Annotated in this window: 20 protein-coding genes; 13 read left to right on the top strand and 7 right to left on the bottom strand. The window is 71.7% G+C overall.

What is annotated here, in order from left to right; translation table 11 throughout:
- Positions 1-209: 209 nt before the first annotated feature.
- Both ABZ738_RS12485 and dnaE read right to left on the bottom strand, forming a co-directional pair.
- Positions 210-1,247 (bottom strand): aminotransferase class V-fold PLP-dependent enzyme, encoded by a 1,038-nt coding sequence (locus ABZ738_RS12485; RefSeq protein ID WP_131055820.1) that lies wholly within the window; start codon positions 1,245-1,247, stop codon positions 210-212.
- A 127-nt stretch (positions 1,248-1,374) separates the two neighbouring features.
- Positions 1,375-4,908, bottom strand: coding sequence for a DNA polymerase III subunit alpha (dnaE, locus tag ABZ738_RS12480; protein ID WP_176093278.1), 3,534 nt, complete (start codon positions 4,906-4,908; stop codon positions 1,375-1,377).
- Between the two features lie 328 nt (positions 4,909-5,236).
- Between dnaE and ABZ738_RS12475 the strand changes: the two genes are divergently transcribed.
- Both ABZ738_RS12475 and ABZ738_RS12470 read left to right on the top strand, forming a co-directional pair.
- The gene (locus ABZ738_RS12475) at positions 5,237-5,782 is read left to right on the top strand and encodes an RNA polymerase sigma factor (RefSeq protein ID WP_357212714.1); all 546 of its coding nucleotides are present in this window, start codon (positions 5,237-5,239) and stop codon (positions 5,780-5,782) included.
- Positions 5,769-6,305 carry a hypothetical protein gene (locus tag ABZ738_RS12470; RefSeq protein ID WP_357212712.1) on the top strand — a complete coding sequence of 179 codons (537 nt, stop codon included), beginning with the start codon at positions 5,769-5,771 and terminating at the stop codon, positions 6,303-6,305. Before ABZ738_RS12475 ends, ABZ738_RS12470 begins: the two co-directional genes overlap by 14 nt.
- Here ABZ738_RS12470 and ABZ738_RS12465 read toward each other — a convergent pair.
- Positions 6,302-8,008: a serine/threonine-protein kinase gene (locus tag ABZ738_RS12465; RefSeq protein ID WP_357212710.1), complete on the bottom strand. Its 1,707-nt coding sequence runs from the start codon at positions 8,006-8,008 to the stop codon at positions 6,302-6,304. The two genes, ABZ738_RS12470 and ABZ738_RS12465, sit on opposite strands and share 4 nt — an antisense overlap.
- Before the next feature lie 785 nt (positions 8,009-8,793).
- Between ABZ738_RS12465 and ABZ738_RS12460 the strand changes: the two genes are divergently transcribed.
- Positions 8,794-9,225 (top strand): hypothetical protein, encoded by a 432-nt coding sequence (locus ABZ738_RS12460; RefSeq protein WP_357212708.1) that lies wholly within the window; start codon positions 8,794-8,796, stop codon positions 9,223-9,225.
- 50 nt (positions 9,226-9,275) lie between these two features.
- On the opposite strand, the gene ABZ738_RS12455 is transcribed toward ABZ738_RS12460, so the two are convergent.
- Positions 9,276-10,853 carry an MDR family MFS transporter gene (locus ABZ738_RS12455; protein ID WP_131053734.1) on the bottom strand — a complete coding sequence of 526 codons (1,578 nt, stop codon included), beginning with the start codon at positions 10,851-10,853 and terminating at the stop codon, positions 9,276-9,278.
- Between the two features lie 76 nt (positions 10,854-10,929).
- On the bottom strand, positions 10,930-11,547 hold the full coding sequence (locus tag ABZ738_RS12450; RefSeq protein ID WP_131053735.1) for a TetR family transcriptional regulator: 618 nt from the start codon (positions 11,545-11,547) through the stop codon (positions 10,930-10,932).
- A gap of 139 nt (positions 11,548-11,686) precedes the next feature.
- On the opposite strand from ABZ738_RS12450, the gene ABZ738_RS12445 reads away from it, so the two are divergent.
- The 10 genes from ABZ738_RS12445 to ABZ738_RS12400 all read left to right on the top strand — a co-directional run bounded on the left by ABZ738_RS12445 (position 11,687) and on the right by ABZ738_RS12400 (position 20,652).
- On the top strand, positions 11,687-12,028 hold the full coding sequence (locus ABZ738_RS12445; RefSeq protein WP_131053736.1) for a PadR family transcriptional regulator: 342 nt from the start codon (positions 11,687-11,689) through the stop codon (positions 12,026-12,028).
- Positions 12,025-12,969: a permease prefix domain 1-containing protein gene (locus ABZ738_RS12440; protein ID WP_131053737.1), complete on the top strand. Its 945-nt coding sequence runs from the start codon at positions 12,025-12,027 to the stop codon at positions 12,967-12,969. Before ABZ738_RS12445 ends, ABZ738_RS12440 begins: the two co-directional genes overlap by 4 nt.
- 138 nt (positions 12,970-13,107) lie before the next feature.
- Positions 13,108-13,704: a LemA family protein gene (locus ABZ738_RS12435; protein WP_176093276.1), complete on the top strand. Its 597-nt coding sequence runs from the start codon at positions 13,108-13,110 to the stop codon at positions 13,702-13,704.
- 7 nt (positions 13,705-13,711) lie between these two features.
- Positions 13,712-15,679, top strand: coding sequence for a M48 family metallopeptidase (locus ABZ738_RS12430; protein ID WP_131053738.1), 1,968 nt, complete (start codon positions 13,712-13,714; stop codon positions 15,677-15,679).
- Between the two features lie 182 nt (positions 15,680-15,861).
- Complete coding sequence (locus tag ABZ738_RS12425) at positions 15,862-16,149, top strand: hypothetical protein (protein WP_131053739.1); 288 nt, start codon at positions 15,862-15,864, stop codon at positions 16,147-16,149.
- Complete coding sequence (locus ABZ738_RS12420; protein WP_131053740.1) at positions 16,149-16,565, top strand: hypothetical protein; 417 nt, start codon at positions 16,149-16,151, stop codon at positions 16,563-16,565. The genes ABZ738_RS12425 and ABZ738_RS12420 overlap by 1 nt, the downstream gene beginning before the upstream one ends.
- Positions 16,566-16,646: 81 nt before the next feature.
- Positions 16,647-17,927 carry a sensor histidine kinase gene (locus ABZ738_RS12415; RefSeq protein ID WP_357212703.1) on the top strand — a complete coding sequence of 427 codons (1,281 nt, stop codon included), beginning with the start codon at positions 16,647-16,649 and terminating at the stop codon, positions 17,925-17,927.
- Positions 17,924-18,622, top strand: a complete 699-nt coding sequence (locus tag ABZ738_RS12410) for a response regulator transcription factor (RefSeq protein WP_131053742.1) — start codon at positions 17,924-17,926, stop codon at positions 18,620-18,622. The genes ABZ738_RS12415 and ABZ738_RS12410 overlap by 4 nt, the downstream gene beginning before the upstream one ends.
- 78 nt (positions 18,623-18,700) lie before the next feature.
- Positions 18,701-19,594 carry an ATP-binding cassette domain-containing protein gene (locus ABZ738_RS12405; RefSeq protein WP_131053743.1) on the top strand — a complete coding sequence of 298 codons (894 nt, stop codon included), beginning with the start codon at positions 18,701-18,703 and terminating at the stop codon, positions 19,592-19,594.
- Positions 19,591-20,652 carry an ABC transporter permease gene (locus ABZ738_RS12400; protein ID WP_357212700.1) on the top strand — a complete coding sequence of 354 codons (1,062 nt, stop codon included), beginning with the start codon at positions 19,591-19,593 and terminating at the stop codon, positions 20,650-20,652. Before ABZ738_RS12405 ends, ABZ738_RS12400 begins: the two co-directional genes overlap by 4 nt.
- 113 nt (positions 20,653-20,765) lie before the next feature.
- Here ABZ738_RS12400 and ABZ738_RS12395 read toward each other — a convergent pair whose 3' ends face one another.
- A complete protein-coding gene (locus ABZ738_RS12395) occupies positions 20,766-21,710 on the bottom strand; it encodes a GNAT family N-acetyltransferase (RefSeq protein ID WP_357212698.1) in 945 nt (314 codons plus the stop codon).
- 73 nt (positions 21,711-21,783) lie between these two features.
- Positions 21,784-22,323 (bottom strand): DUF402 domain-containing protein, encoded by a 540-nt coding sequence (locus tag ABZ738_RS12390; RefSeq protein WP_357212696.1) that lies wholly within the window; start codon positions 22,321-22,323, stop codon positions 21,784-21,786.
- Between the last annotated feature and the right edge of the window lie 199 nt (positions 22,324-22,522).

Raw genomic sequence — 22,522 nt, 5'->3', positions numbered from 1 at the left:
CCCAGACCGTCCAGGTCTCCGCATTCCCCGACCACTACGCCCAGTGGGAACAACAGGCCGCCGACCTCGTCGCCGCACACTGGAACAGCTGACCCCACACCACCACGACGGCCGGCACCCCCAACAGGGTGTCGGCCGTCGACGGATCCACGACGTTAGGAAGGGTCCCCTGCTATACACCAGGCGGTAACAGGGGGCCCTTCCTTACATCAGGACAGCAGGGCGTCGAGGGCCAGGTCTACGTCCTCGGGGGTGGTGTAGAGGTGGAAGGAGGCGCGGACCCGGCCGGCCCGGACGGCTGCGCGTACCCCGGCCCGTTCCAGCTTGTGCTGCGCGTCGGGCACCTCCACGGTGACGATCGCGCTGTCGCCGGGCGGTCGCCCCAAGCCGGTGAGGAACCGGTTGGCCAGCGCCACGTCGTGCGCGTACACGGCCGGCACCCCGATCTCCAGCAGCAGTTCCAGCGCCGGGGCCGCGCCGACCCAGTTGAACCAGGACGGCGAGATGTCGAAGCGGCGGGCATCGTCGGCGAGCCGCAGCGGCGGCCCGTAGTAGGAGGCGTGCGGGTCGCGGCCCGCGTACCAGCCGGCGGCGTCGGGCCGCAGCCGCTCCCGCAGGGCCGGATCGAGGTACGCGAACGCGGTGCCCCGCGGTCCCATCAGCCACTTGTAGCCGCCGGCCACGACCACGTCGGCCCGGCTCGCGTCGAACGGCAGCCAGCCGCACGCCTGGGTGGCGTCCACCACGACGAGCGCGCCGTGCGCTCGGGCCGCCGCGACGATCTCGTCGTACGCGGCCACCGCCCCGTCGGCGGACTGCACCAGGCTGAACGCCACCAGGTCGGTGCTGTCGTCGATCGCGTCGACCAGCCCGCCCAGCGGTACGGTGCGAACCTGCACGCCCCGTTCCTCCTGCACCAGCCACGGGAAGAGGTTGGAGGTGAACTCGACCTCGGGAACGACCACCCGCGCCCCGGCGGGCAGCGCGGCGGCGACCGGGGCCAGCATCTGGGAGACGACGGCGCCGACCGACACGTCTGCCACCGGCACCCCGACCAACTGGGCGAACGCGGCCCGGGACCGGTCGGTCGTCTCGCTCCAGCCCTCCCACGAGCCGCGTCCGGCTCGCCACGCCGCGAGCGCGTCCTGCAACGCCTCCCACGCCGGGTCCGGCGGCAGCCCGTAACTGGCGGTGTTCAGCCATCCGGGCTGTGGTTGCCACAGTTTCTGTGCCTGTTCCAGTTCCACGCCCCGACGTTAGCCCTGGTCACGCCCGCGCCCCAGCGCCAATCCGCGCGCCCTGGCTCCCGACCCGCGCTAAGGGCCTGCGTTCCGAGAACCGTTCCGGCACCCGTGTCGTGCAGGCCGAGCAGGGTCAGCTCACGTTGGCGGGGCCGAGGACGCTCTTGAGGTCACCCATCAGGGCGGTGGTGGCGGCGACCCGGAACAGGCCGAGTCGCCAGGTCTCGACGCGCCCGCTGCGGTGCAGCTTCACGTGCACCTCGGTGTCGCCGGGATGCAGCAGCAGGGTCTCCTTGAGCCGGTCGGCGAGCGGTGGCGTGAGCCGGTTGACCGGGATCGTCAGGGTGACCGGTTTGCTCGCCGGGTTGCTGCTGACGTCCGGCAACTGCATGTCCATCGCCATGATGCGGGGGGTGTCGTCGCGCCGGTCGATCCGGCCCTTGACCACCACGATGGCGTCCTCGGCGATGTACTGCCCGATCACCTCGTAGGTGTTCGGGAAGAACAGCGCCTCCACCCCACCGGCCAGGTCCTCCAGGGTCGCCGAGGCCCACGCCCGGCCCTGTTTGGTGACCCGACGCTGCACGCCGGAGAGGATGCCGGCGAGGGTGACCACCGCGCCGTCGGGCACGGTGCCCTCCTCGGACAGGGTGGCGATGGTGCAGTCGGCCGCCGCGTTCAGCACGTGTTCCAGACCGAACAGCGGGTGGTCGGAGACGTACAGGCCGAGCATCTCGCGTTCGAACGCGAGCTTGTCGCGCTTGTCCCACTCGCCGTCGCTGATGACGGGCATGACCGTGGTGGTGGTCGCCGTCTCGGTGTCGCCGAAGCCCGAACCGAAGAGGTCGTACTGGCCGACGGCCTCCTTGCGCTTGACGTCGGCGTACGCGTCGATGGCGTCGGCGTGCACGGTGAGCAGCGCCTTGCGCGAATGCTTGAGCGAGTCGAACGCCCCGGCCTTGATCAGCGATTCGATGGTCTTCTTGTTGCAGACCACCGCGTCCACCTTGGACAGGAAGTCGTAGAAGTCCGCGTACTCGCCCTTCTCGTCGCGGCACCGCATGATCGCCGCCACCACGTTGGCGCCGACGTTGCGGATCGCGCCGAGGCCGAAGCGGATCTCCTTGCCGACCGGGGTGAACGGCCCGGCGGAGGTGTTCACGTCCGGCGGCAGCACCTGGATGCCCATCCGGCGGCACTCCGACAGGTACATGGCCATCTTGTCCTTGTCGTCGCCGACGGAGGTCAGCAGCGCCGCCATGTACTCGGCCGGGTAGTGCGCCTTCAGGTACGCCGTCCAGTACGACACCAGCCCGTACGCGGCCGAGTGCGCCTTGTTGAAGGCGTACCCGGCGAACGGGACCAGCACGTCCCAGACCTTCTGGACGGCCTCGTCGGAGTAGCCGTGTTCGCGGCAGCCGTCCCGGAACGGGCCGAACTCCTTGTCGAGGATCTCCTTCTTCTTCTTGCCCATCGCCCGACGCAGCAGGTCGGCCTGGCCGAGCGTGTAGCCGGCGAGGATCTGCGCGGCGCGCTGCACCTGCTCCTGATAGACGATCAGGCCGTAGGTGGGGGCGAGGATCTCCCGCAGCGGCTCCTCCAGCTCCGGGTGGATCGGGGTGATCTCCTGGAGGCCGTTCTTGCGCAGCGCGTAGTTGGTGTGCGAGTCGACGCCCATCGGGCCGGGGCGGTACAGCGCCAGCACGGCGGAGATGTCCTCGAAGTTGTCCGGCTTCATCATCCGCAGCAGCGACCGCATCGGCCCGCCGTCGAGTTGGAACACGCCCAGGGTGTCGCCCCGGGCCAGCAGCTCGTACGCGGGCTTGTCGTCCAGCGGCAGGCCCAGCAGGTCGAGTTCCTTGCCGTGGTTGAGCTGGATGTTCTTGACCGCGTCGTCGATGATGGTGAGGTTGCGCAGGCCGAGGAAGTCCATCTTCAACAGCCCGAGCGACTCGCACGTCGGGTAGTCGAACTGGGTGATGATGACCCCGTCGGAGTCCCGACGCATCAGCGGGATGTGCTCGATGATCGGCTCGGCCGACATGATCACACCGGCGGCGTGCACACCGGTCTGCCGGATCAGCCCCTCGATGCCCCGGGCGGTGTCGATGACCTTCTTGACGTCGGCCTCGGACTCGTACATGCCCCGGATCTCGCCGGCCTCGGCATACCGGGGGTGCTTCGGGTCGAAGATGCCTTCGAGCGGGATGTCCTTGCCCATCACGGCCGGCGGCATGGCCTTGGTGATCCGGTCGCCGACCGCGTACGGGTAGCCGAGCACCCGCGCCGAGTCCTTGATCGCGGCCTTCGCCTTGATCGTGCCGAAGGTGGCGATCTGCGCCACCTTGTCCTCGCCCCACTTGTCGGTGACGTACTTGATCACCTCACCGCGCCGACGCTCGTCGAAGTCGATGTCGACATCCGGCATGGAGACGCGCTCGGGGTTGAGGAACCGCTCGAAGATCAGCCCGTGCGGGATCGGGTCCAGGTCGGTGATGCCCAGCGCGTACGCGACCAGCGACCCGGCCGCCGAGCCCCGGCCGGGGCCGACCGCGATGCCCTGGTTCTTGGCCCACTGGATGAAGTCGGCGACCACGAGGAAGTACGACGGGAAGCCCATCTGGATGATGACGCCCAGCTCGTACTCGGCCTGCACGACGTGGCCCTCGGGGATGCCCTGCGGGTAGCGGCGGGCCAGGCCGACGAAGGTCTCCTTGCGGAACCAGGACTCCTCGGTCTCGCCCTCGGGCACCGGGAAGCGCGGCATCAGGTTGTGGAACTCGAACATCCCGGTCGGGTCGACCCGCTCGGCCACCAGCAGCGTGTTGCGGCAGCCCTCCAGCCAGACGTCGGAGCCGTCCACACCGCGCATCTCGTCGGCGGACTTGATGTAGTAGCCGCTGCCGCCGAACTTGAACCGGTTCGGGTCGGCGACGTTGCTGCCGGTCTGCACGCAGAGCAGCACGTCGTGCGCCTCGGACTGCGCCTCGTGCGTGTAGTGCGAGTCGTTGGTGACCACCGGCGGGATGCCCAGCTTGCGACCGATCTCGACCAGCCCGTCCCGGACCCTCTTCTCGATGTCCAGGCCGTGGTCCATCAGCTCCAGGAAGTAGTTCTCCTTGCCGAAGATGTCCTGGTACTTCGCGGCGGCCTCGAGGGCCTGCGCGTCGTGGCCGAGCCGCAGCCGGGTCTGCACCTCGCCGGAGGGGCAGCCGGTGGTCGCCATCAGCCCGTCGGCACACTCGGCCAGCAGCTCGGCGTCCATCCGGGGCCACTTGACGAAGTAGCCCTCGGTGTACGCCTTGCTGGTCAGCGTGAAGAGGTTGTGCAGGCCGGTCTTGTTGCGCGCCCAGATCGTCTTGTGCGTGTAACCGCCACTGCCGGAGACGTCGTCGCTCTTCTGCTCCGGGCGACCCCAGCGCACCCGCTTCTTGTGGAACCGCGACTCCGGCGCCACGTACGCCTCGATGCCCAGGATCGGGGTGACCCCGGCGGCCATGGCCTGCTTGTAGAAGTCGTTCGCGCCGTGCATGTTGCCGTGGTCGGTCATCGCCACGGCCGGCATCCCCTGCCGCTTGACCTCGGCGAACAGGTCCTTGAGGCGGGCCGCACCGTCGAGCATCGAGTACTCCGTGTGCACGTGCAGATGCGCGAACGAATCGCCCACGGAGCCCCCCGGGTCGGATGATCGAGACGGTCGGGGCTAACCCTAACCCTGCCGCCGGAGGCCGTTCCAGCGCGCCGCGCACCCCCGGTCCGCCGGGGTGTCGCGGATCATGCCGGCGCGGTCCACCGGCCCACCACGGCGGCGTGACCAGGCGCAGGCGACCGGTCACGGAGCGGCGCGGCCAGACCGGGACGGCACCCCGCAGGGCGACACGGCACGGTCACGGGGACGCAGGCACGGGCGGCACAGCGGCGGCGGCGCGGTCGCGGGGCGGCGCGGTCGCGGGGCGGCGGCGTAGCCTGGAACGACACCAGCACGGGACGGCACGATGACCCTGGCGGACGGGATCGACGACCTGGCCGGCGCGGCGGCGCGCGGCGACTCGGCCGCGCTCGACGCCCTGCTGACGGCGATCCGTCCCGAGGTGCTGCGGCTGTGCGGCCGGCTGCTGCCCAACCGGGAGGACGCCGAGGAGGCCTGCCAGGACGCCCTGCTCGCGGTGGCCCGGGGCATCGGCCGATTCGAGGGGCGCGCGTCGTTCCACACCTGGCTCTACCGGGTGACCGCCAACCGGGCCCGCTCGACCTACCGGGGGCTGCGACGGCGGTGGCTCGTCGAGGCGGGCGGGGTGCCGCTGCCGGACCCGCCCGATCCGCGCCGCACCAGCGTGGTCGCCGGCACCCGGCTGGACCTGCTGGAGGCGCTCGACGCCATCCGCCCCGAGCTGGCCGAGGCACTCACCCTGCGCGACGTGCTCGCCCTGGGTTACCGCGAGATCGCCGACCTGCTCGGTCTGCCGGAGGGCACCGTGAAGTCCCGCATCCACGAGGCCCGCCGGCAGGTCCGGCAGAGGCTCACCGATGCGGGCGGCTGACCGCCGGGCAGCGCCGCTCCTCGCCGTACTCCTGATCACCGCCGGATGCGCGGACCGGCCGGTGGCGCCGCTGCCGGTCGTGCCGCCCACCCCGGCGCCGTCGTCGCCCGCCGCGCCGACCACGGGCGCGCCGCCGCTGGCCGGGCCGACCACCACCGACCCCCGGCCGCCGTCCGTCCGGGCCACACGGAGCCCGTCGCCGCCCGCGCCGGTCCCGACCACCCGCAGGAGTACGCCCCGACCACCGTCCCCCACCACGCCCGACGCCTGCCTCGGCGCGGTCCGGTACGACCTGGTGCTGGCCGACGTCGGCCCGATGCCGACGTCGCTCTGCCTCGCCACCGGTGGCGTGCTGCGGATCCAGGGCATCGGGCCGGGGCAGGTGACCGTGGACCGGACGGATCTGGCCGACAGCCACTACGAGGCGGGGGTGGTCGACGTCCGCTTCCTCCGCAGCGGCACCGTGGACGTCACCATCCCGTACGAGGGCACGGTCCACGTGGTCACGGTGGTGGTGCGCTAGCCGACCCGTACTCCGTCCAGCAGACTCTCGACGAACGCGTCGGCGGTGTCGGGTGGTGGCACCACCTGCGCGTAGAGCAGACCGACCGGGGCGCGGGCCGCCGCCTCCACCAGCACCGGCCGGTCCCGGGCACAGTCGAACCGGGCGACCACCCAGTCCAGCCCACTCCGACGTACCCGCCGCACCGGCGCCGGGGTGCAGTCCGCGTGCGGCTGCTCGGCGACGAACCCGGCCGGGTCGGTGCGCCGTCCGGCGGACGCGGACAGTCCCAGGAACGCCCCCGGCACCGTCGGATCGACGGCCCAGCGGTCCGGCTCGGGCGAGATCACCAGGGCCGGTTCGAGTCGCCCGTCCCCGCCGTACCGGCCGGCCCAGCCGGTGCCCGCCGACCGCCACCCGTCCGGCAGGTCCACGCGCAGCGCTCCGCTCGTCGCGGTACGCGTCACCGCCGTCGCGTCGGCCGCCACCGCACCCGCCGTCGCCACCAGCACCAGGACCAGCCCGACGCCACCCCACCACCGACGTCGCGCCCGCACCGGCCCGGCGTGCCCACCGTCGGGTCGCGCGGTCCCGGAGACGGCCGGGGCGACGGGGACGGCCGTCGTCCCGCCGGTCGTGGTCGCACCGACACGGGCGACAGCCGTCGGCGTACCCGCGTCGACAGCGCACGGCGTACGCCTGTCGACATCCGACACGGGGTCGTTCATGGCGGTGGCGGCCGGAGCAGGGCCGACGGTCGCGACGGTGGCCGAATCGAGGGCGGCCACGGCGGCGGTCACCGGCGGCGCGGCACTGGCGGTCGCGGCACTGGCGGTGGCGGCCAGCAACGCGGACCGGAAGTCGGCGGCGTCAGGGTGACGGTCGTCCGGTCGCGTCGCCCCGGCCCGGCGCAACACCTGTGCCACCGCCGGTGGGACGCCCAGCCGTAGTCGTGTCCCGTCGACGTGCAGCCGGTCGGCACCTCCGGCCAACGATGGAGTGGTCGGGTCCTCGGGTCGAGGGAGCTCGCGCGCAGGGGTCGCGTCCCTAAGGTCAGAGTGGTCGGACGCAGGGGTCGCGTCCCTGGGGTCTGGGCGGCCGGGTGGTGGAATGCCGAGCAGGCGCAGGCCGAGGCGGCCCAGCGCGTACACGTCGGCGCGTACGTCCACGACCGCCAGCGGGTCGTCCTGCTCCGGCGCCATGTAACCGGGGGTACCGGCGCGCACGGTGAGTCCCGAGGCGACGGCGAGCGCCTTGGCCAGACCGAGATCGGCGATGAGGACCCGTTCACCGGCCGGTGTGCTGCGGAACAGGATGTTGCCGGGCGTGAGGTCGCGGTGCACCACCCGGTGCCGGTGCAGGACGGCCACTCCGGCGGCGATCTCGCCGAGCACGGTCAGGGCGGTCGGCACCGGCAGCGGCCCGTCGGCGAGCCGGTCCCGCAGGCTGCCCCCGTCGGCCCAGTCCAGCACGGTGTACGGCCGCCCGTCCGGCAGCTCGCCGACGGCGCGTACCCGCACCAGCCGGTCGTCCTCCATGCGCCGCAGCAGGCGGGCCTCGTCCAGGAAGCGTTCCCGGACGCGTACGTCGTGGTGCCAGTTCTCGGCCAGCACCTTGATCGCCACGCGGGCGTCCAGTCCCGGGTCGTACGCCAGCCACACGGTCGCGAACGACCCCACTCCCAGCAGCCGCTCCACCCGGTACACCCCGAACCCCGCAGGCATCCCCACCGCCCCACCCTGCCCCTCCCCCACCACCCCGGCAACCACCCCCCGCCCCGCCCCTCCGCCCCGCCCTTCCGCCCCGCCCCTCCGCCGCCCTGCCCTGCCCTGCCGATCATGGAGTTGCGGCAGACCCATAACGGGCATATCAGCACAACGCCAGAACCCCCACTCCATGATCGATAGACCAGAGCCTCAACTCCATGATCGACGGAGCCTGACGTTGGAAATCCCGACTGGCACGGCCAACCCCTCGCCCGACCGTCCGATCAGAGCGCGTGTTGCCGAAGACCGGCCACGCGCAGCGGTTGACCAAGAAGTTTGCGTCCTCAAGCCCCTCGCAAAGTGACCAAACTTCTTGATCAACGCGGGCCGGGGGTCCGGCCAGGCAACCCGGCCAGCCAGCCCAGGGCCGGGCCAACCCGGGCCGGGCCGAGCTGGGTGGGGTGGGTGGGGTGGGGAGAAAAGGTGGGCGGGGTGGCGAACCGGGAGGGCGGGGGTGGGGACGAACGGGGTAGGAACTCGATGCCGAGGAGGCGATCTCCGTGCACCGTCTCGTGTATGTCGCTGTCGCGACTGTCCTGGCCCTCGTCGGGGCCGCTCCGGCCCAGGCCGGGTCCACACCCCAACCAGCCCATCCGCAGACCGGAGCCGGTCTCTCCGCCGCCCAACCGTCGGTGAGGGTGGGGACGCCCGCTGTCACCGTGACGACAGCAGACGTACCTCTTGTCACCGTGACGACCGCAGACGTGCCCGCCGCTGCCGTTCGAACGGCGGGGACCGATCTGTTGAGTGTCCGGGGAGCCGGTCCGTTCCGGATCGGCACGTCCTTGGACCGGCTGACCGCCGCCGGGCTGATCGACTGGACCGTTGCGGGCTGCGGGGGCGTGGTGGACGCCGGGGTGACCGGTGAGTGGGCGGGTGTCGTCCTGCTGACGTTCCGGCACGGGCGGCTGGTCCAGGTGTTCACGGCCACCGCGCCGCCGTACTCCCCGGCCGGGGCGGGTGTGGGGATGAGCTTCGACCGGTTGGAGGCGGTCTACGGCCCGCGCGGTGAGTTGATCCGCAACGACGCCGACACCGCCAGCGCGTACCTGGTGCGGGTCGGTTCCCGGGTGGAGTTGTTCACCGGGCATCCGATCCGGCCCGGTGTCGGTGGCTTCCAGGTGGGGCCGGCGGCCTTCGTGGAGCGCACCTTCCGGCAGGGCACCACCTGCTGAGCGATCGCCCCGGGCGGCAGTGCCCGGGGCGATCGGCCAGCCGGTCGACCTCAGTGCATCGGCAGGCCCGCCTCCTGACGGGCCCGCTCGTCGCCACTGACGGTGTGCAGTGCCTTCTCGCGGATGAACAGCACCGCCACCAGGGCGAGGAACGCGATCGGGGCGCCGATGAGGAACAGCTCGGAGGTGGCGGTGGCGTACGCGTCGCGCACGATCACCAGCACCGGCTCGGGCAGCGCGGACAGGTCGGGTACCTCGGTGGTGCCGCCGTCGGCGGCGCCCGCCGCCGGGCCGAGTTGCGCGGTCATCAGGCCGGTGACCCGGTTGGCCAGGACGGCGCCGAGGGCGCTCACCCCGATCGCGCCGCCCATGCTGCGGAAGAAGGTCAGCACGGAGGTGGCCGCCCCCAGTTCGTGGGCGGGTACGTCGTTCTGCGCGGCGAGCACGAGATTCTGCATGAGCATGCCGACGCCGGTGCCGAGGATCGCCATGTAGGTGAAGAGCAGCGGCAGCGGGGTCTCGGTGCCGATGGTGGAGAGCAGGAGCATGCCGACGACCATCACGGCGGCGCCGGTCACCAGGTACGCCTTCCAGCGGCCGTACTTCGTGATGAGCTGGCCGGCGACCGTGGAGGAGACCAGCAGGCCGAGGATCATCGGCAGGCTCATCAGTCCGGCGACGGTCGGCGACTTGCCCAGCGAGGTCTGGAAGTACTGGGACAGGAAGACGGTGCCGCCGAAGAGGGCGACGCCCACCAGCATGCTGGCGATGGTGGTGAGCGTGACGGTCCGGCTGCGGAAGATCTTCAGGGGGATGATCGGCTCGGGGACCCGGGACTCGACCCAGACCGCCGCGCCGAGCAGCGCCAGACCGCCCACGACCATCAGCGCGGTCCAGCCGGAGGCCCAGGCGAACCTGTGCCCGGCCAGCGAGGACCAGATCAGCAGCGTGGACACCCCGGCGGTGATCAGTGCCGCGCCGGCCCAGTCGATGCGTACCCGGCGGCGGGTGACCGGCAGGTGCAGGGTGCGCTGGAGCAGCACGATGGAGACGATGCTGAACGGGATGCCGATCAGGAAGCACCAGCGCCAGCCCAGCCAGGAGGTGTCGACCAGGACGCCGCCGATCAGCGGGCCGGCGATGGTGCCGACCCCGAAGACGGCGCCGAAGATGCCGGCGTAGCGGCCCAGTTCGCGCGGCGGGATCATGGCCGCCATCACGATCATCGCGAGGGCGGTCATGCCGCCCGCGCCGATGCCCTGCACCACCCGGCTGAACAGGAGCACCTCGACGGTCCGGGAGAGTCCGGCGATCAGTGAGCCGACCACGAACAGGCCGAGGGAGAGCTGGATGAGCAGCTTCTTGCTGTAGAGGTCGGCCATCTTGCCCCAGAGCGGCACGGTGGCGGTCATCGCCAGCAGCTCGCTGGTCACGATCCAGGTGTAGACGGTCTGGCTGCCCTGGAGGTCGGCGATGATGCGGGGCAGCGCGTTCGCCACCACCGTCGAGGCGAGAATCGCCACGAACATGCCGACCATCAGCCCCGAGAGGGCCTGGAGGATCTCCCGGCGGGACATCGTGCCGCTGCCCGCCTCGTGGGCGTCGATCGGCTCGGTTGTTGCGGTCATGGACGCTTCCTCACGCGTGGTACTGCCCGGGGCACGGTCGCGCCCGGGGTGACGGCAGGTCGGTGTGTGGCGGCGGTCAGCCGGTACGCGGGTCGGGCAGTCCCGCCGCGACGGTGGCGAACGCCTCGTCGAGCAGCGCGGCGAGGGAGCCGGCGCCGTCGCAGGTCGCCCAGCGGATCATCGCGGTACGCAGGGCGGCCCCGGCGACCGCGACGACGAGCGCCGGGTACGCGTCGGTGGCCGGGCACCCGGTCCGGGCGGCGACCGCCTCGACCAGCGCCCGTTCGGTGACCGCGTTGCCGGTGATCAGGCGCGCCAACAGCACCGGGTGCTGGCTGACCACCCGCATCCGCAGCAGCGACAGTTCGGCGTTGCCCTGCACCTCGTCGACGACCTCGGCGAAGGCGCGCCGGAGCGCCTCCAGGGGCGACAGGTGCGCGGGTACGGCGGCGAGGGCGCCGAGCACCACCTCCCGGTCGGCCTCGGTGTCGCCGATCAGGGCGTCGTCCTTGGTCGGGAAGTAGTTGAAGAAGGTGCGTGCGGAGACGTCGGCCGCCTCGCTGATCTCCTCGACGGTGACCTGGTCGAGTCCGCGTTCGGCGACCAGACGCAGCGCGGCGGTGGCGAGGGCGGCGCGGGTCTGCCGCTTCTTGCGGTCGCGCCGGCCCAGCGAGGTCGAGTGTTCCGAGGTCACGGCAGAACTCTAGGACCAAAGATGCAGCCTCTGCAAAGTTTTACTTTGTGACGTGAAACGCCCGCTCCGACACCATGTCGCGTGACAGACACTATTGCTAGCTGGACAATGCTGTGTGGCACACACTATCGTGTGACGCATGGTCAGCGACGACGTCCTACGGACACACCTCCAGGAGCTACGCCGGGGAACGGTGGTGGTGGCCAGCCTGGTCGCGCTGCGTCGACCCGACTACGGCTACGCGCTCCTGCAACGACTCACCGGGCACGGCTTCCCGGTGGACGCCAACACGCTCTATCCACTGCTGCGCCGACTGGAGGAGCAGGGGCTGCTGAGCAGCGAGTGGAACACCGAGGAGAGCCGGCCGCGCAAGTTCTACCGCACCAGCGAGTCCGGCGAGCAGGTGCTGCGCCGGCTGCTGGACGACCTCTCCGCCGTACAGACCTCCCTGACCGACCTGATCGAAGGAGCCCGGAGATGACGACCTCCCTGACCGACCGGTATCTCGCCGCCACGCTGCGTTCCGTGCCGACCGGACGGCGTGCGGAGATCGCCGACGAGTTGCGCGCCTCGATCGCCGACATGGTCGACGGCCGGACCGCCGCCGGGCTCGACGCCACCACCGCCGAGCGCGAGGTCCTCACCGAGCTGGGCAACCCGGCACAGTTGGCCGCCCGCTACAGCGACCGGAGACTCCAGCTCATCGGCCCGGAGTACTACCCGGCCTGGCAACGCCTGATGATCGTGCTGCTGAGCACCGTGCCCGCCGTCGTCGGCGTGCTGATGGGCGTGCTGGAGGCCACCACCGCCGCGAACCCGGCCGGCGCGGTCGGCGAGGGCATCGGGGCGGCGTTCAACGTCGCGGTGCACATCGGCTTCTGGGTGACGCTTGTCTTCGCGGCGATGGAACGGTTCGGCACCCCGCTGCACCTGCCGGAATGGACCGTCGACCAACTACCCGAGGAGCCCGTCGAGCGGGACGTCAGCCTCACCGACGTGGTGGCCTCGATCGTGTTCCTGGTCCTGTTCATCGCCTTCCTGCCGTGGCAGCAGTTCCAGCGGGTGATCGGTGACGGCGACCGGCTGCCGATCCTCGACCCGGCGCTCTGGACGTTCTGGCTGCCGGTGTTCCTCGTGGTCCTGGTCGCCAGCATCGGTCTGGAGTTCGCCAAGTACCGGGCCCGCCGGTGGACCTGGCCGCTGGTCGGCGTCAACGTCCTGCTCAACCTGGGCTTCGCGGTGCCGGCGATCTGGCTGCTCCAGGACGAGCGGCTGCTCAACCCGGAGTTCGTCGACCGTTTCGCCTGGCTGCGCGACGGCGGCCTCGCCACGGTCAGCCGGATCAGCATCGTGGTGATCGTCGTGATCGCCATCTGGGACGTCGCCGACAGCGCGGTCAAGGCGTACCGGGCCGGACGCTGATCCGACAGTCGGGTGAGGGCGGGACGCATAGCGGTCCCGCCCTCACCGGGCGTACACCTCAGGGGAGAACGGGCAGCTCTGGACCGTCGCCCGTACGATCATGAGCGCTGGAACCGACGTGCAACCGAGGGAGCGGCCATGGAACTGATCATCGGATTGCTGTGTCTGGTGGTGATCGTCGTAGCGGTGCTCGGCTTCGGCGTGTCGATCTACAACGGGCTGGTCCGGGCCCGCAACGCGTACCGCAACGCCTTCGCGCAGATCGACGTGCAGCTGGTCCGCCGGCACGACCTGATCCCCAACCTGGTGGAGACCGCCAAGGGATACCTCAAGCACGAGCGGGAGACGCTGGAGGCGGTCATCTCGGCGCGCAACAACGCCGTCAACGCGCAGACCGCCGCGTCGGCCGCGCCCGGCGACCCGGCGGCGATGCAGCAGCTCAGCGGCGCGGAGAACGCGCTGAGCGCCACGCTGGGCCGACTGTTCGCGCTCTCCGAGGCGTACCCGGACCTCAAGGCCAACCAGAACATGATGCAACTGTCGGAGGAGCTGACCTCCACGGAGAACCGGGTCGCCTTCGCCCGGCAGGCGTACAACGACTCGGTGATGGCCTACAACAACAAGCGCGAGGTGTTCCCCGCGAGCATGCTGGCCGGGATGTTCTCGTTCGGTCCGGCGGCGCTGTTCCAGCCGGACGACCCGACGCAGCGCAATGCCCCGCAGGTGTCGTTCTGAGGCACCGATGAACTTCTTCGAACGACAGCGCCAGGTACGCCGGCTGTCGACCCGCCTGGTCCTGCTGTTCGTGCTGGCCGTCATCGGCATCGTGGTGGTGGTGAACCTCGCGGTGGTGTTCGCCTTCAACGTCGGCACCAGCAACCCGCCCCAGCTCGCCGGGATGATCGTCATGGTCACCGTGGCCACCGTCGCCGCGATCGGGCTGGCCGCGACGCTGCGGACGCTCACGCTACGCGGCGGTGGCGGGAAGGTGGCCCGTGAGCTGGGCGGGGTCCCGGTTCCGACGGACACCACCGACCCGGAGCTGCGGCGGCTGCGCAACGTCGTCGAGGAGATGGCGCTGGCCTCCGGCGTACCCGTGCCCGAGGTCTACGTGCTCCCGGAGGAGACGGCGATCAACGCCTTCGCGGCGGGGTGGAGCCCCTCCGACGCGGCCGTCGCGGTCACCCGGGGCGCGTTGCAACGGCTCAACCGCGACGAACTCCAGGGCGTCATCGCCCACGAGTTCAGCCACGTGGTCAACGGCGACATGCGGCTCAATATCCGGCTGATGGGCCTGCTCTTCGGCATCCTGTTCCTGACCGTGGTCGGTCGGGGCCTGGCCCGGGCCGGCGCCCTCGGCGGCGGACGGAGCCGCAGCAACAACAACGGTGGTGCCCTGCCGTTCATGCTGGTCGGGCTGGCGTTGCTGGTGGCCGGGTACATCGGCGTGCTCGCCGGCCGGCTCATCCAGGCGTCGGTGTCCCGGCAGCGGGAGTACCTCGCCGACGCCTCGGCCGTGCAGTTCACCCGGCAGACCAGCGGCATCGCCGGGGCACTCAAGAAGATCGGTGGCCTCTCCGACGGCTCCGAGCTGCGCACGCCCAAGCGCGACGAGGTGGGGCACATGCTCTTCGGCGAGGCGGGCCGGGCGTCCTGGCTCGCCACCCACCCGCCGCTGGCCAAGCGGATCCAGGCGTTGGAGCCCTCGTTCGACCCGAACGAGCTGCGGCAGCTCGCCCAGCGCTGGGCCGCCGCACCGCCGTCGGGACGGCAGGAGGACATCGCCCTCGGCCTGGCCCCGAGCGGTCCCGGCACCGCGCCGGGCCGTCGTGACTCCGCCCGCCCGACCGCAGCGGCGCTGCCGGTGGAGGGCACCCGGGTACGCGTCGCGCCGGCCGAGATGCTGGGCCGGGTGGCCGCACCCACCGAGACGGCGTACACGCACGCCGCGGCGATCCTCGACCGCATCCCGCAACCGCTGCTGGACCGGGCCCGCAACCGGGACTCGGCCGCGCCACTGGTGCTCGGGCTGCTGCTCGCAGCCGAGCCGGACGTACGGCGACACCAGTACGACGCGATCACCCGGCAGCACGGTCAGGCGCTGGCGGACGCCGCCCTGCGGGAGGCCGACGAGGTGGCCGGACTGCACCCGATGCTCCGGCTGCCCCTGGCCGAACTGGCGTTCCCGGCCCTGCGCGCCCGTACGAACGGGGAACTGGAGTCGCTGATGGCGGCCGTGTTCACGCTGATCCACGCCGACGGCGCGATCAACGTGTCCGAGTACTGCCTCTCCCGACTGCTGCTGGCCGAGATCCAGGAGTCACTCAAGCCGGACTCCCGGTGGCGCACCGACCGGCGTACGCTCACCGACTCCCGTTCCGCGGCGGCCCACCTGCTCGCCCTCCTGGCCCAGGTCGGGCACGGTGACCGGGCCGCCGCCGAGCAGGCGTTCCAGGCCGGTGTCGCCACGCTGCTGCCTGGCACCTCCCTGCCGTACGCGCCGCCGGAGAACGGCGTACACGCGTTGGAGACCGCCTGGCCGGTGCTGGACGGACTACGTCCGGGCGACAAGGAGCGGCTGGTCGCCGCCGTGGTGGCGGTGATCAGCCACGACGGGATGATGACGGTGCCGGAGATCGAGCTGCTGCGGACGATCTGCGGCCTGCTGCACTGCCCGCTGCCGCCGATGGCCGGCGACGGCATCGGCTGACCGCCGCACCACCCGCCGGTCGGGCCCGTCAGGGCGCGACCGGCGCGGCGACCGGACGGCGGTCCTGCCACTCGCGGGCCAGCATCGCGTAGATGACCTCGTCGGCCCACTCCCCCTTGACGTACTCGGCGTGGCTTGCCGAGAAGTCCGGCAGAGGCGAGGGCGACCAGTATGATCCGGGTATGACAAAGCGTGTGACGGTCAGCCTGCCGGACGACATCGCGGCCTACCTCGAAGGTGAGGAGAACGCCTCGGCGGCCGTCGCGGACGCCCTACGGGCTCGCCTGGATCGGGCCGCCGCCACTGCTGCGATGTTGCGGGCAGTGGGCATCGATGTGACCGAGGAGGGTGTCGCGCGGGTACACGGAAGGCTTCCTCGCCTCACACCTGAGCAGCGGGCGGAGAACGCGCGACGGCGTGACATGCTGGCAGCCGGCACCTGGCCTGCGGACAACGACATCGCCGCCTGATGCGCCAGGACATCGAGATCCGGGCCGTGCTCGACTCCTCGGCAGTGCTCTCCTTCTCCCGAGGGCACGTGCATGTCGGGGAACTGCTGGTCGACATCGCCGATGAGGGTGCCTACGTGGGGCTGCCCACGGTGGCTCTGTTGGAGGCTTACGCACAGATCAGCGCGGACCAACCGGCTACCGCACGCCTCGGCGTACTGGCCACCCTGCCCGGCGTGGCGATTCTTCCGCTCGGAGCGGTGCAGGCGGCCGAGGTGTCCGCCACGGTCCGCATGGTGAAGGGCGACCTCGCCCGCGCTCACGCCGTATGGGCCGCGCTGCGGCACGATGCCTACTACCTCACCACCGAACCGCACCTCGTCCCGGCGGTCATCGCCGCCGATCTGGTGCACGTGATTCCGGTCGACGACGCCTGACCTGCCGCGTCGCCCGTTCCCTCATCCGGCCGCCGGAGGTGCCCGCCGCCCCACCATGCGGCGGGATGGCATTCTCAGCAGGTGACCACCGAGAGCAGCGACGACTGGCGGCGGCCGGGCCCCACGCCTGAGCAACGGCGCCTGGACCTCTACGCCGGGCTGGCCGCGACGGTCATCGCCCTGTTCAGCCTCACGCTGGCCCGCAGCACCGGCACGTTCCTGCTCGGGCCTCCGCCGTCCTGGCTCGAACAGATCCTCTGGACCGTCGCGGTGCCGCTGCCGCTGATCTGGCGACGCCGGTACCCGGTCGTGACCACGCTGGCCGTGTCCGCCGCGTTCATCGGTGCGCAGGTCCGGGCCGTCCCCGAGTGGCAGCTCTCCCAGTGGGCGCTGTTCGCCGCCATCTTCACGCTCGGCGCCTGGGGGCCGAACCGCCGGATGTCCCGGCGGCTGCGGATCGGCATCATCGCCGCCATGTTCGCCTGGCTCGCCATCGCGTACTCGATCAGCCTCGACGAGATCACCCCGGACTCCTTCGAGAACGCGCTCGGGCCGGTGCCGCCGGTGCTCGCCGCGATCGTCACCGGTCTGCTGATCAACGTGTTGTTCTTCGGGTTCGCGTACTTCTTCGGCGAGACCGCCTGGATCGCCGCCCGCCGGCAGCACGAGCTGGCCGAGCAGGCAGAGCGGCTGCGCCGGTCGCAGGCGGAGGCCCGGCAGCACGCGGTGGTCGGCGAGCGGGTCCGGATCGCCCGGGAGCTGCACGACGTGGTCGCCCACCACGTGTCGGTGATGGGTGTGCAGGCGGCGGCGTGCCGTCGGGTCTTCGACAAGGATCCGGCCAAGGCACGGACCGCGCTCACCTCGATCGAGGAGTCGGCCCGGACGGCGGTGGACGAGCTGCGCCGGATGCTCGGGGTGCTGCGTGCCCGGGACAACGGCCCGGAGGGCACCGGGCAGCCCGCCGGGGTCGACCGGATCGCCACCGTGGTGGACCGGGCGCGGGAGGCCGGGCTGCACGCCACGTTGGGCGTGTACGGCGACCCGACGCCGCTGCCCGAGTCGGTGTCCCAGGCCGCGTACCGGGTGGTGCAGGAGGCGGTGACCAACGTGTTGAAACACGCGAGCGGGGCGACCCTGCTCGACGTCCGGGTCCGTTATCTGGCCCAGGAGATGGAGGTCGAGGTGACTGACGACGGACGGGCCACCCGCCCGGCGAACGACGACGGGTTGGGGCTGGTCGGGATGCGGGAACGGGTCGCCACCCACGACGGCGAGCTGGAGGTGGGCCCGCGTACCGGTGGTGGGTGGCGGGTGCGGGTCCGGTTCCCGCTGCCGCTGGCGGCCGGGAGCACGCCGTGACCGGGGCGACGCCGCCGGTCCGGGTGCTGCTCGCCGACGATCATCACCTGGTGCGGACCGGTTTCCGGGTGATCCTGGAGATCGAGGACGACATCGAGGTGGTCGGCGAGGCCGCCGACGGGGAACGGGCGGTCGCCATGGCGCGGGCGCTGCGTCCGGACGTGGTGCTGATGGACGTCGAGATGCCCGGCGTGGACGGGTTGGAGGCCACCCGCCGGATCAGCACCGAGACGGACGAGCCGGGCGGCCCCGCCGTACTCATGCTCACCACGTTCGACCGGGACGACTACCTGTTCGCCGCGCTGCGCGCCGGGGCGAGCGGGTTCCTGCTCAAGAACGGCACGCCGGAGTCGTTGGTCGACGCGATCCGGGTGGTGGCCCGGGGAGACGGTCTGCTCGCCCCGGAACTCACCCGCCGGGTGATCGCCACGTTCGCCCGGCCGGGCGGCGCGACCGGGACCGTCGGCGGTCCCACCCCGGAGGAGGCACTGAGCGACCTGACCCCCCGGGAGCGGGAAGTGCTGGTCCTGGTGGCCGGCGGAGCCAGCAACGCCGAGATCGCCACCGCCCTGCACCTGGGCGAGGCCACCGTGAAGTCGCACGTCAGCCGGGTGCTGGCCAAGTTGGGTCTGCGTGACCGGGTGCAGGCGGTGGTCTTCGCGTACGAGCAGGGGGTGGTCCGGCCCGGCGGGTGATCTCCACCCGGAGGAGGAGCCCGGATTTCCGTCGACGGACGGAGGGCAGTCGAGGACCGAACTCCTAGCGTGGAGGACGTGACCCCTGTACTCCGCCTCGACGGCGTCGACCGCAGCTTCGGCGACCGCCAGGTGCTCAAGAATGTGTCCTTCGATGTCGTCGCCGGGCGGATGACCGGCTTCGTCGGCGGCAACGGCGCCGGCAAGACCACCACCATGCGGATCATCCTCGGTGTCCTCGCCGCCGACTCGGGCCGGGTGACGTGGCGGGACGCGCCGCTGAGCCGCGAGATCCGGGGACGGTTCGGCTACATGCCCGAGGAGCGCGGCCTCTATCCCAAGATGAGCGTCCGTGAGCAGGTGGTCTACCTGGGCCGGCTGCACGGGCTGACCGCCGAGGGCGCCCGGCGCGCCACCGACGACCTGCTGGAGCGGGTCGGGCTCGGCGAGCGCGGCGACGACCTGCTGGAGACGCTGTCGCTGGGCAACCAGCAGCGTGCCCAGATCGCCGCCGCCCTGGTGCACGACCCCGAGGTGCTGGTGCTCGACGAGCCGTTCTCCGGGTTGGACCCGATGGCCGTGGACACCGTCGTGGCCGTGCTGCGCGAGCGCGCCGCCGCCGGTGCCCCGGTGCTCTTCTCCAGCCACCAGTTGGACGTCGTCGAGCGGCTCTGCGACGACCTCGTGATCATCGCCGACGGGTCGATCCGGGCCGCCGGCAGCCGTGACGAGCTGCGGGCCGCGTACACCACGCCCCGCTACGAGCTGGTGGTGGAGACCGACGCCGGTTGGCTGCGGGACCAGCCCGGGGTGACCCTGGTCGACCTGGACGGCGCCCGCGCCGTCGTCGACCTGACGCCCGGCGCGGACGAGCAGGTCGTGCTGCGCGCCGCGCTGGAGCGTGGCGCGGTCCGCACGTTCCGCCCGGTCACGCCCTCCCTCGCCGAGATCTTCCGAGAGGTCGCCCAGTGAACACCATGCAGGCCACCCGACTGGTCGCCGCCCGCGAGATCCGGGTCAAGCTGCGCGACCGCACCTTCCTGATCAGCACGGTCGTCTTCCTGCTGATCGCCGCGGCGGCGACCATCCTGCCGCCGCTGTTCTCCGGCGGGCCGTCCACCGTGGCGGCGACCGAGGCGGCGGCGGCTCCGCTGCGCGCGGCCGGTCTGGAGGTACGCGTCGTCCCCGACGACGCCGCCGCCGAGCAGGCCGTCCGCGACGGTGACACGGACGCCGCAGTCGTCGCCGGCCCGAGGGTGCTGGCCATGAACGACGCCCCCAACGACGTGGTCAACGCGTTGAGCACCCGGCCTCCGGTCGAGTTGCTGAACCCGGACGCGATCGACCCGCTGCTGGCGTTCCTGGTGCCGTTCGCCTTCGCGTTCATCTTCTTCATCACCTCGCAGACCTTCGGCGTGCAGATCGCGCAGAGCATCATCGAGGAGAAGCAGACCCGGATCGTGGAGATCCTCGTCGCGGCCGTACCGGTCAAGGCGTTGCTGGCCGGCAAGATGCTCGCCGGCACGGTCCTCGCGCTCGGTCAGATAGCCCTGGTGGCCCTGGTCGCGGTGGCCGGCATGGCGTTCAGCGGCAGTACCGACATGATCACCCTGCTCGGCCCGGCGATCGGCTGGTTCATCCCGTTCTTCCTGCTCGGCTTCGTGCTGATCGCGGCGATGTGGGCGGCGGCCGGTGCGCTGGTCAACCGGCTGGAGGACATCGGTGGGGTGTCGACGCCGGTGCAGCTCGCGGTGATGCTGCCCTTCTTCGGGGTGGTCTTCCTCAACGACAACCCCACCGCCATGACGGTGCTCTCCTACCTGCCGTTCTCGTCGCCGACGGCGATGCCGCTGCGGCTGTTCGCCGGGGACGCGGCGCTCTGGGAGCTGTTCGCCTCGCTGGCGCTGCTGCTGGTGGCGGCGGCCGGATTCCTGCTGGCCGGGGCCCGCGTCTACGAGGGGTCGCTGCTGCGGACCAACGGCCGCACCTCGCTGCGGACCGCCTGGCGGGAGCGCGAGACGATCGGCTGACCGTCCGACCCGCGCCACGCGTCGGCGGCCCCGCACGGGGTCGTCGGCGCGTCGCCGTCAGCGCGTCGCTGTCAGCGCGCTCGGGCGAGGGCGAGTTACGGCAGGTCGTGCCGTCAACGCCCTCGGGCGAGCTTGAGGTGCGGCAGGTCGCGGGTGAACTCGCGGAAGCCGACACCGAGGTACAGGCCCCGGGCGGCCGGGTGGCCCGGAGCGCCGAGGCAGGCGACCAGCATGCGGCGTGCCCCGGCGGCGCGGGCGAGCTGCATCCCGTAGAGCTGCAAGGCGGTGCCCAACCCCCGCCGCCGGAAGTCCCGGTGAGTGCCGACGGGTTCGAACTCGGCGGTCCGCGTGGCCTCGTCGAGCCAGACGATCGCGGTCGCGGCGAGCGTGCCCTCCGGCGCCTCGACCACCACGTGCAGGTCGGCACGGTAGGGCCAGGTCCGCTGCACCCGCGCGCAGGCGGTGTCGGTGAAACTGGACCGGGGCCAGGCGTCCCGGTGCGCCCGGGCCAGGGCCACCGTCGACAGGTGCTCGGCGGTACGCAGCCGGAAACCCTCCGGCAGCACCGGCTCCGGCACGTCGACCAGCTCCCGCGCGTTGAACTGCACCCAGGAGCCGGTGTCGGAGCCGGTCTCGGCGTCGAACACGTACCCGTGGGCGGCCACGGCGGCCCGCGACGCCGCGTCCCCGACCTGCACGGTCAGCGCGCGGTCGACGTCGCCGGCCACCTCGTCGTACCAGTCGAGGACCTCGGCCAGCAGCTCGGGCCGGTCCGGATGCGCCTGCCAGATCAGGTTGGCCCGGGTGACCTCGCGGAACGTCCCGTCGCTGCGCGCCACCCGGTGCGGCAGGTACGCCCACCCCCACGCGGCCAGCCGGTCGTCGACGAACCACAGCCGGTGCCGCCAGTACCGGTGCAGGGCGTCGTGGTCCTTGGCCCAGCCCCAGGCCAGCTCACCGACGGTCGCCTCGCCGTTGACCAGCTCCGGCCGCCGGGCCATCACCTGCTGGGCCAACCCCTGCATCAACCGCAGCTCGTGCAGACCGAGATCCGTCATCCGGGCACCCTCGCAGGACCCCGGCCGGGCTGTCGAGGCAATTCGGTGCCGCCGGGACCACTCGCCGCCGAGGTCACCAGGGGACGGTGGACCAACCGGCGGGCAGGCGCGGCGTCGGCCAGGCCGGGTCGGGCCGCCAGGCCGCCCAGGACTCGTCCCACCAGCGCTCACCGGCATCGAGAAGGGCCGCGATCCGGTCGCCTTCGGCGCGGATCGCCTCCCCCATCCCCGGGTAGCGCCCCTCCACCAGCCGCTGGGCGAAGATCTCCACATCCTTGAAGACGTACCGGTCGGCGTCCGCCGCCCACCACAGGTCCAGCTCGTGGTCGAGCGTGTCGACCCCGATGGGGGTACGCCGGAACGGGTCCTGGAGGTTGAAGTACCACCCGGCGAAGTCGCGCTGCGGGCCGGACCAGAACACGTCGACCGAGTGCGCCTCACCGGGGCGCTGGAGCATCAGCTTGCCGTGTCCGGTCCAGGCGGTGTGCCCGGCCGCCTGCCACGGGTGCCGTCCGCACGGGAAGGTGCCCTCGTCGGGAAACCCGAACTCGGCACCCGTCGGCAGATAGAGCGCCAGCAGGTCGGCGGAGTCCTCGACGCAGATCGTCGGCACGGCGAACCAGACCTCACGGCCCTGCTCTTGACCACGCTCTTGGTCACGGCCTTGACCACGCTGTTGGTAACGGCCTTGATCACGCTCTTGGTAACGGCCTTGATCACGCTCGATCGGGGATCGAGTGCCTTCCCCGGCACCCCGAGACCACTCGATCCCGGATCGAGCAGGCCGTGACGCCGTTCGCGGCACCTCGAAG

It is taken from the genome of Micromonospora sp. NPDC047793, assembly GCF_040642635.1.
Lineage (GTDB): Bacteria > Actinomycetota > Actinomycetes > Mycobacteriales > Micromonosporaceae > Micromonospora.
Note: the sequence above shows the minus strand (reverse complement) of the source record. Positions and strands in the feature narration are given on the sequence as shown.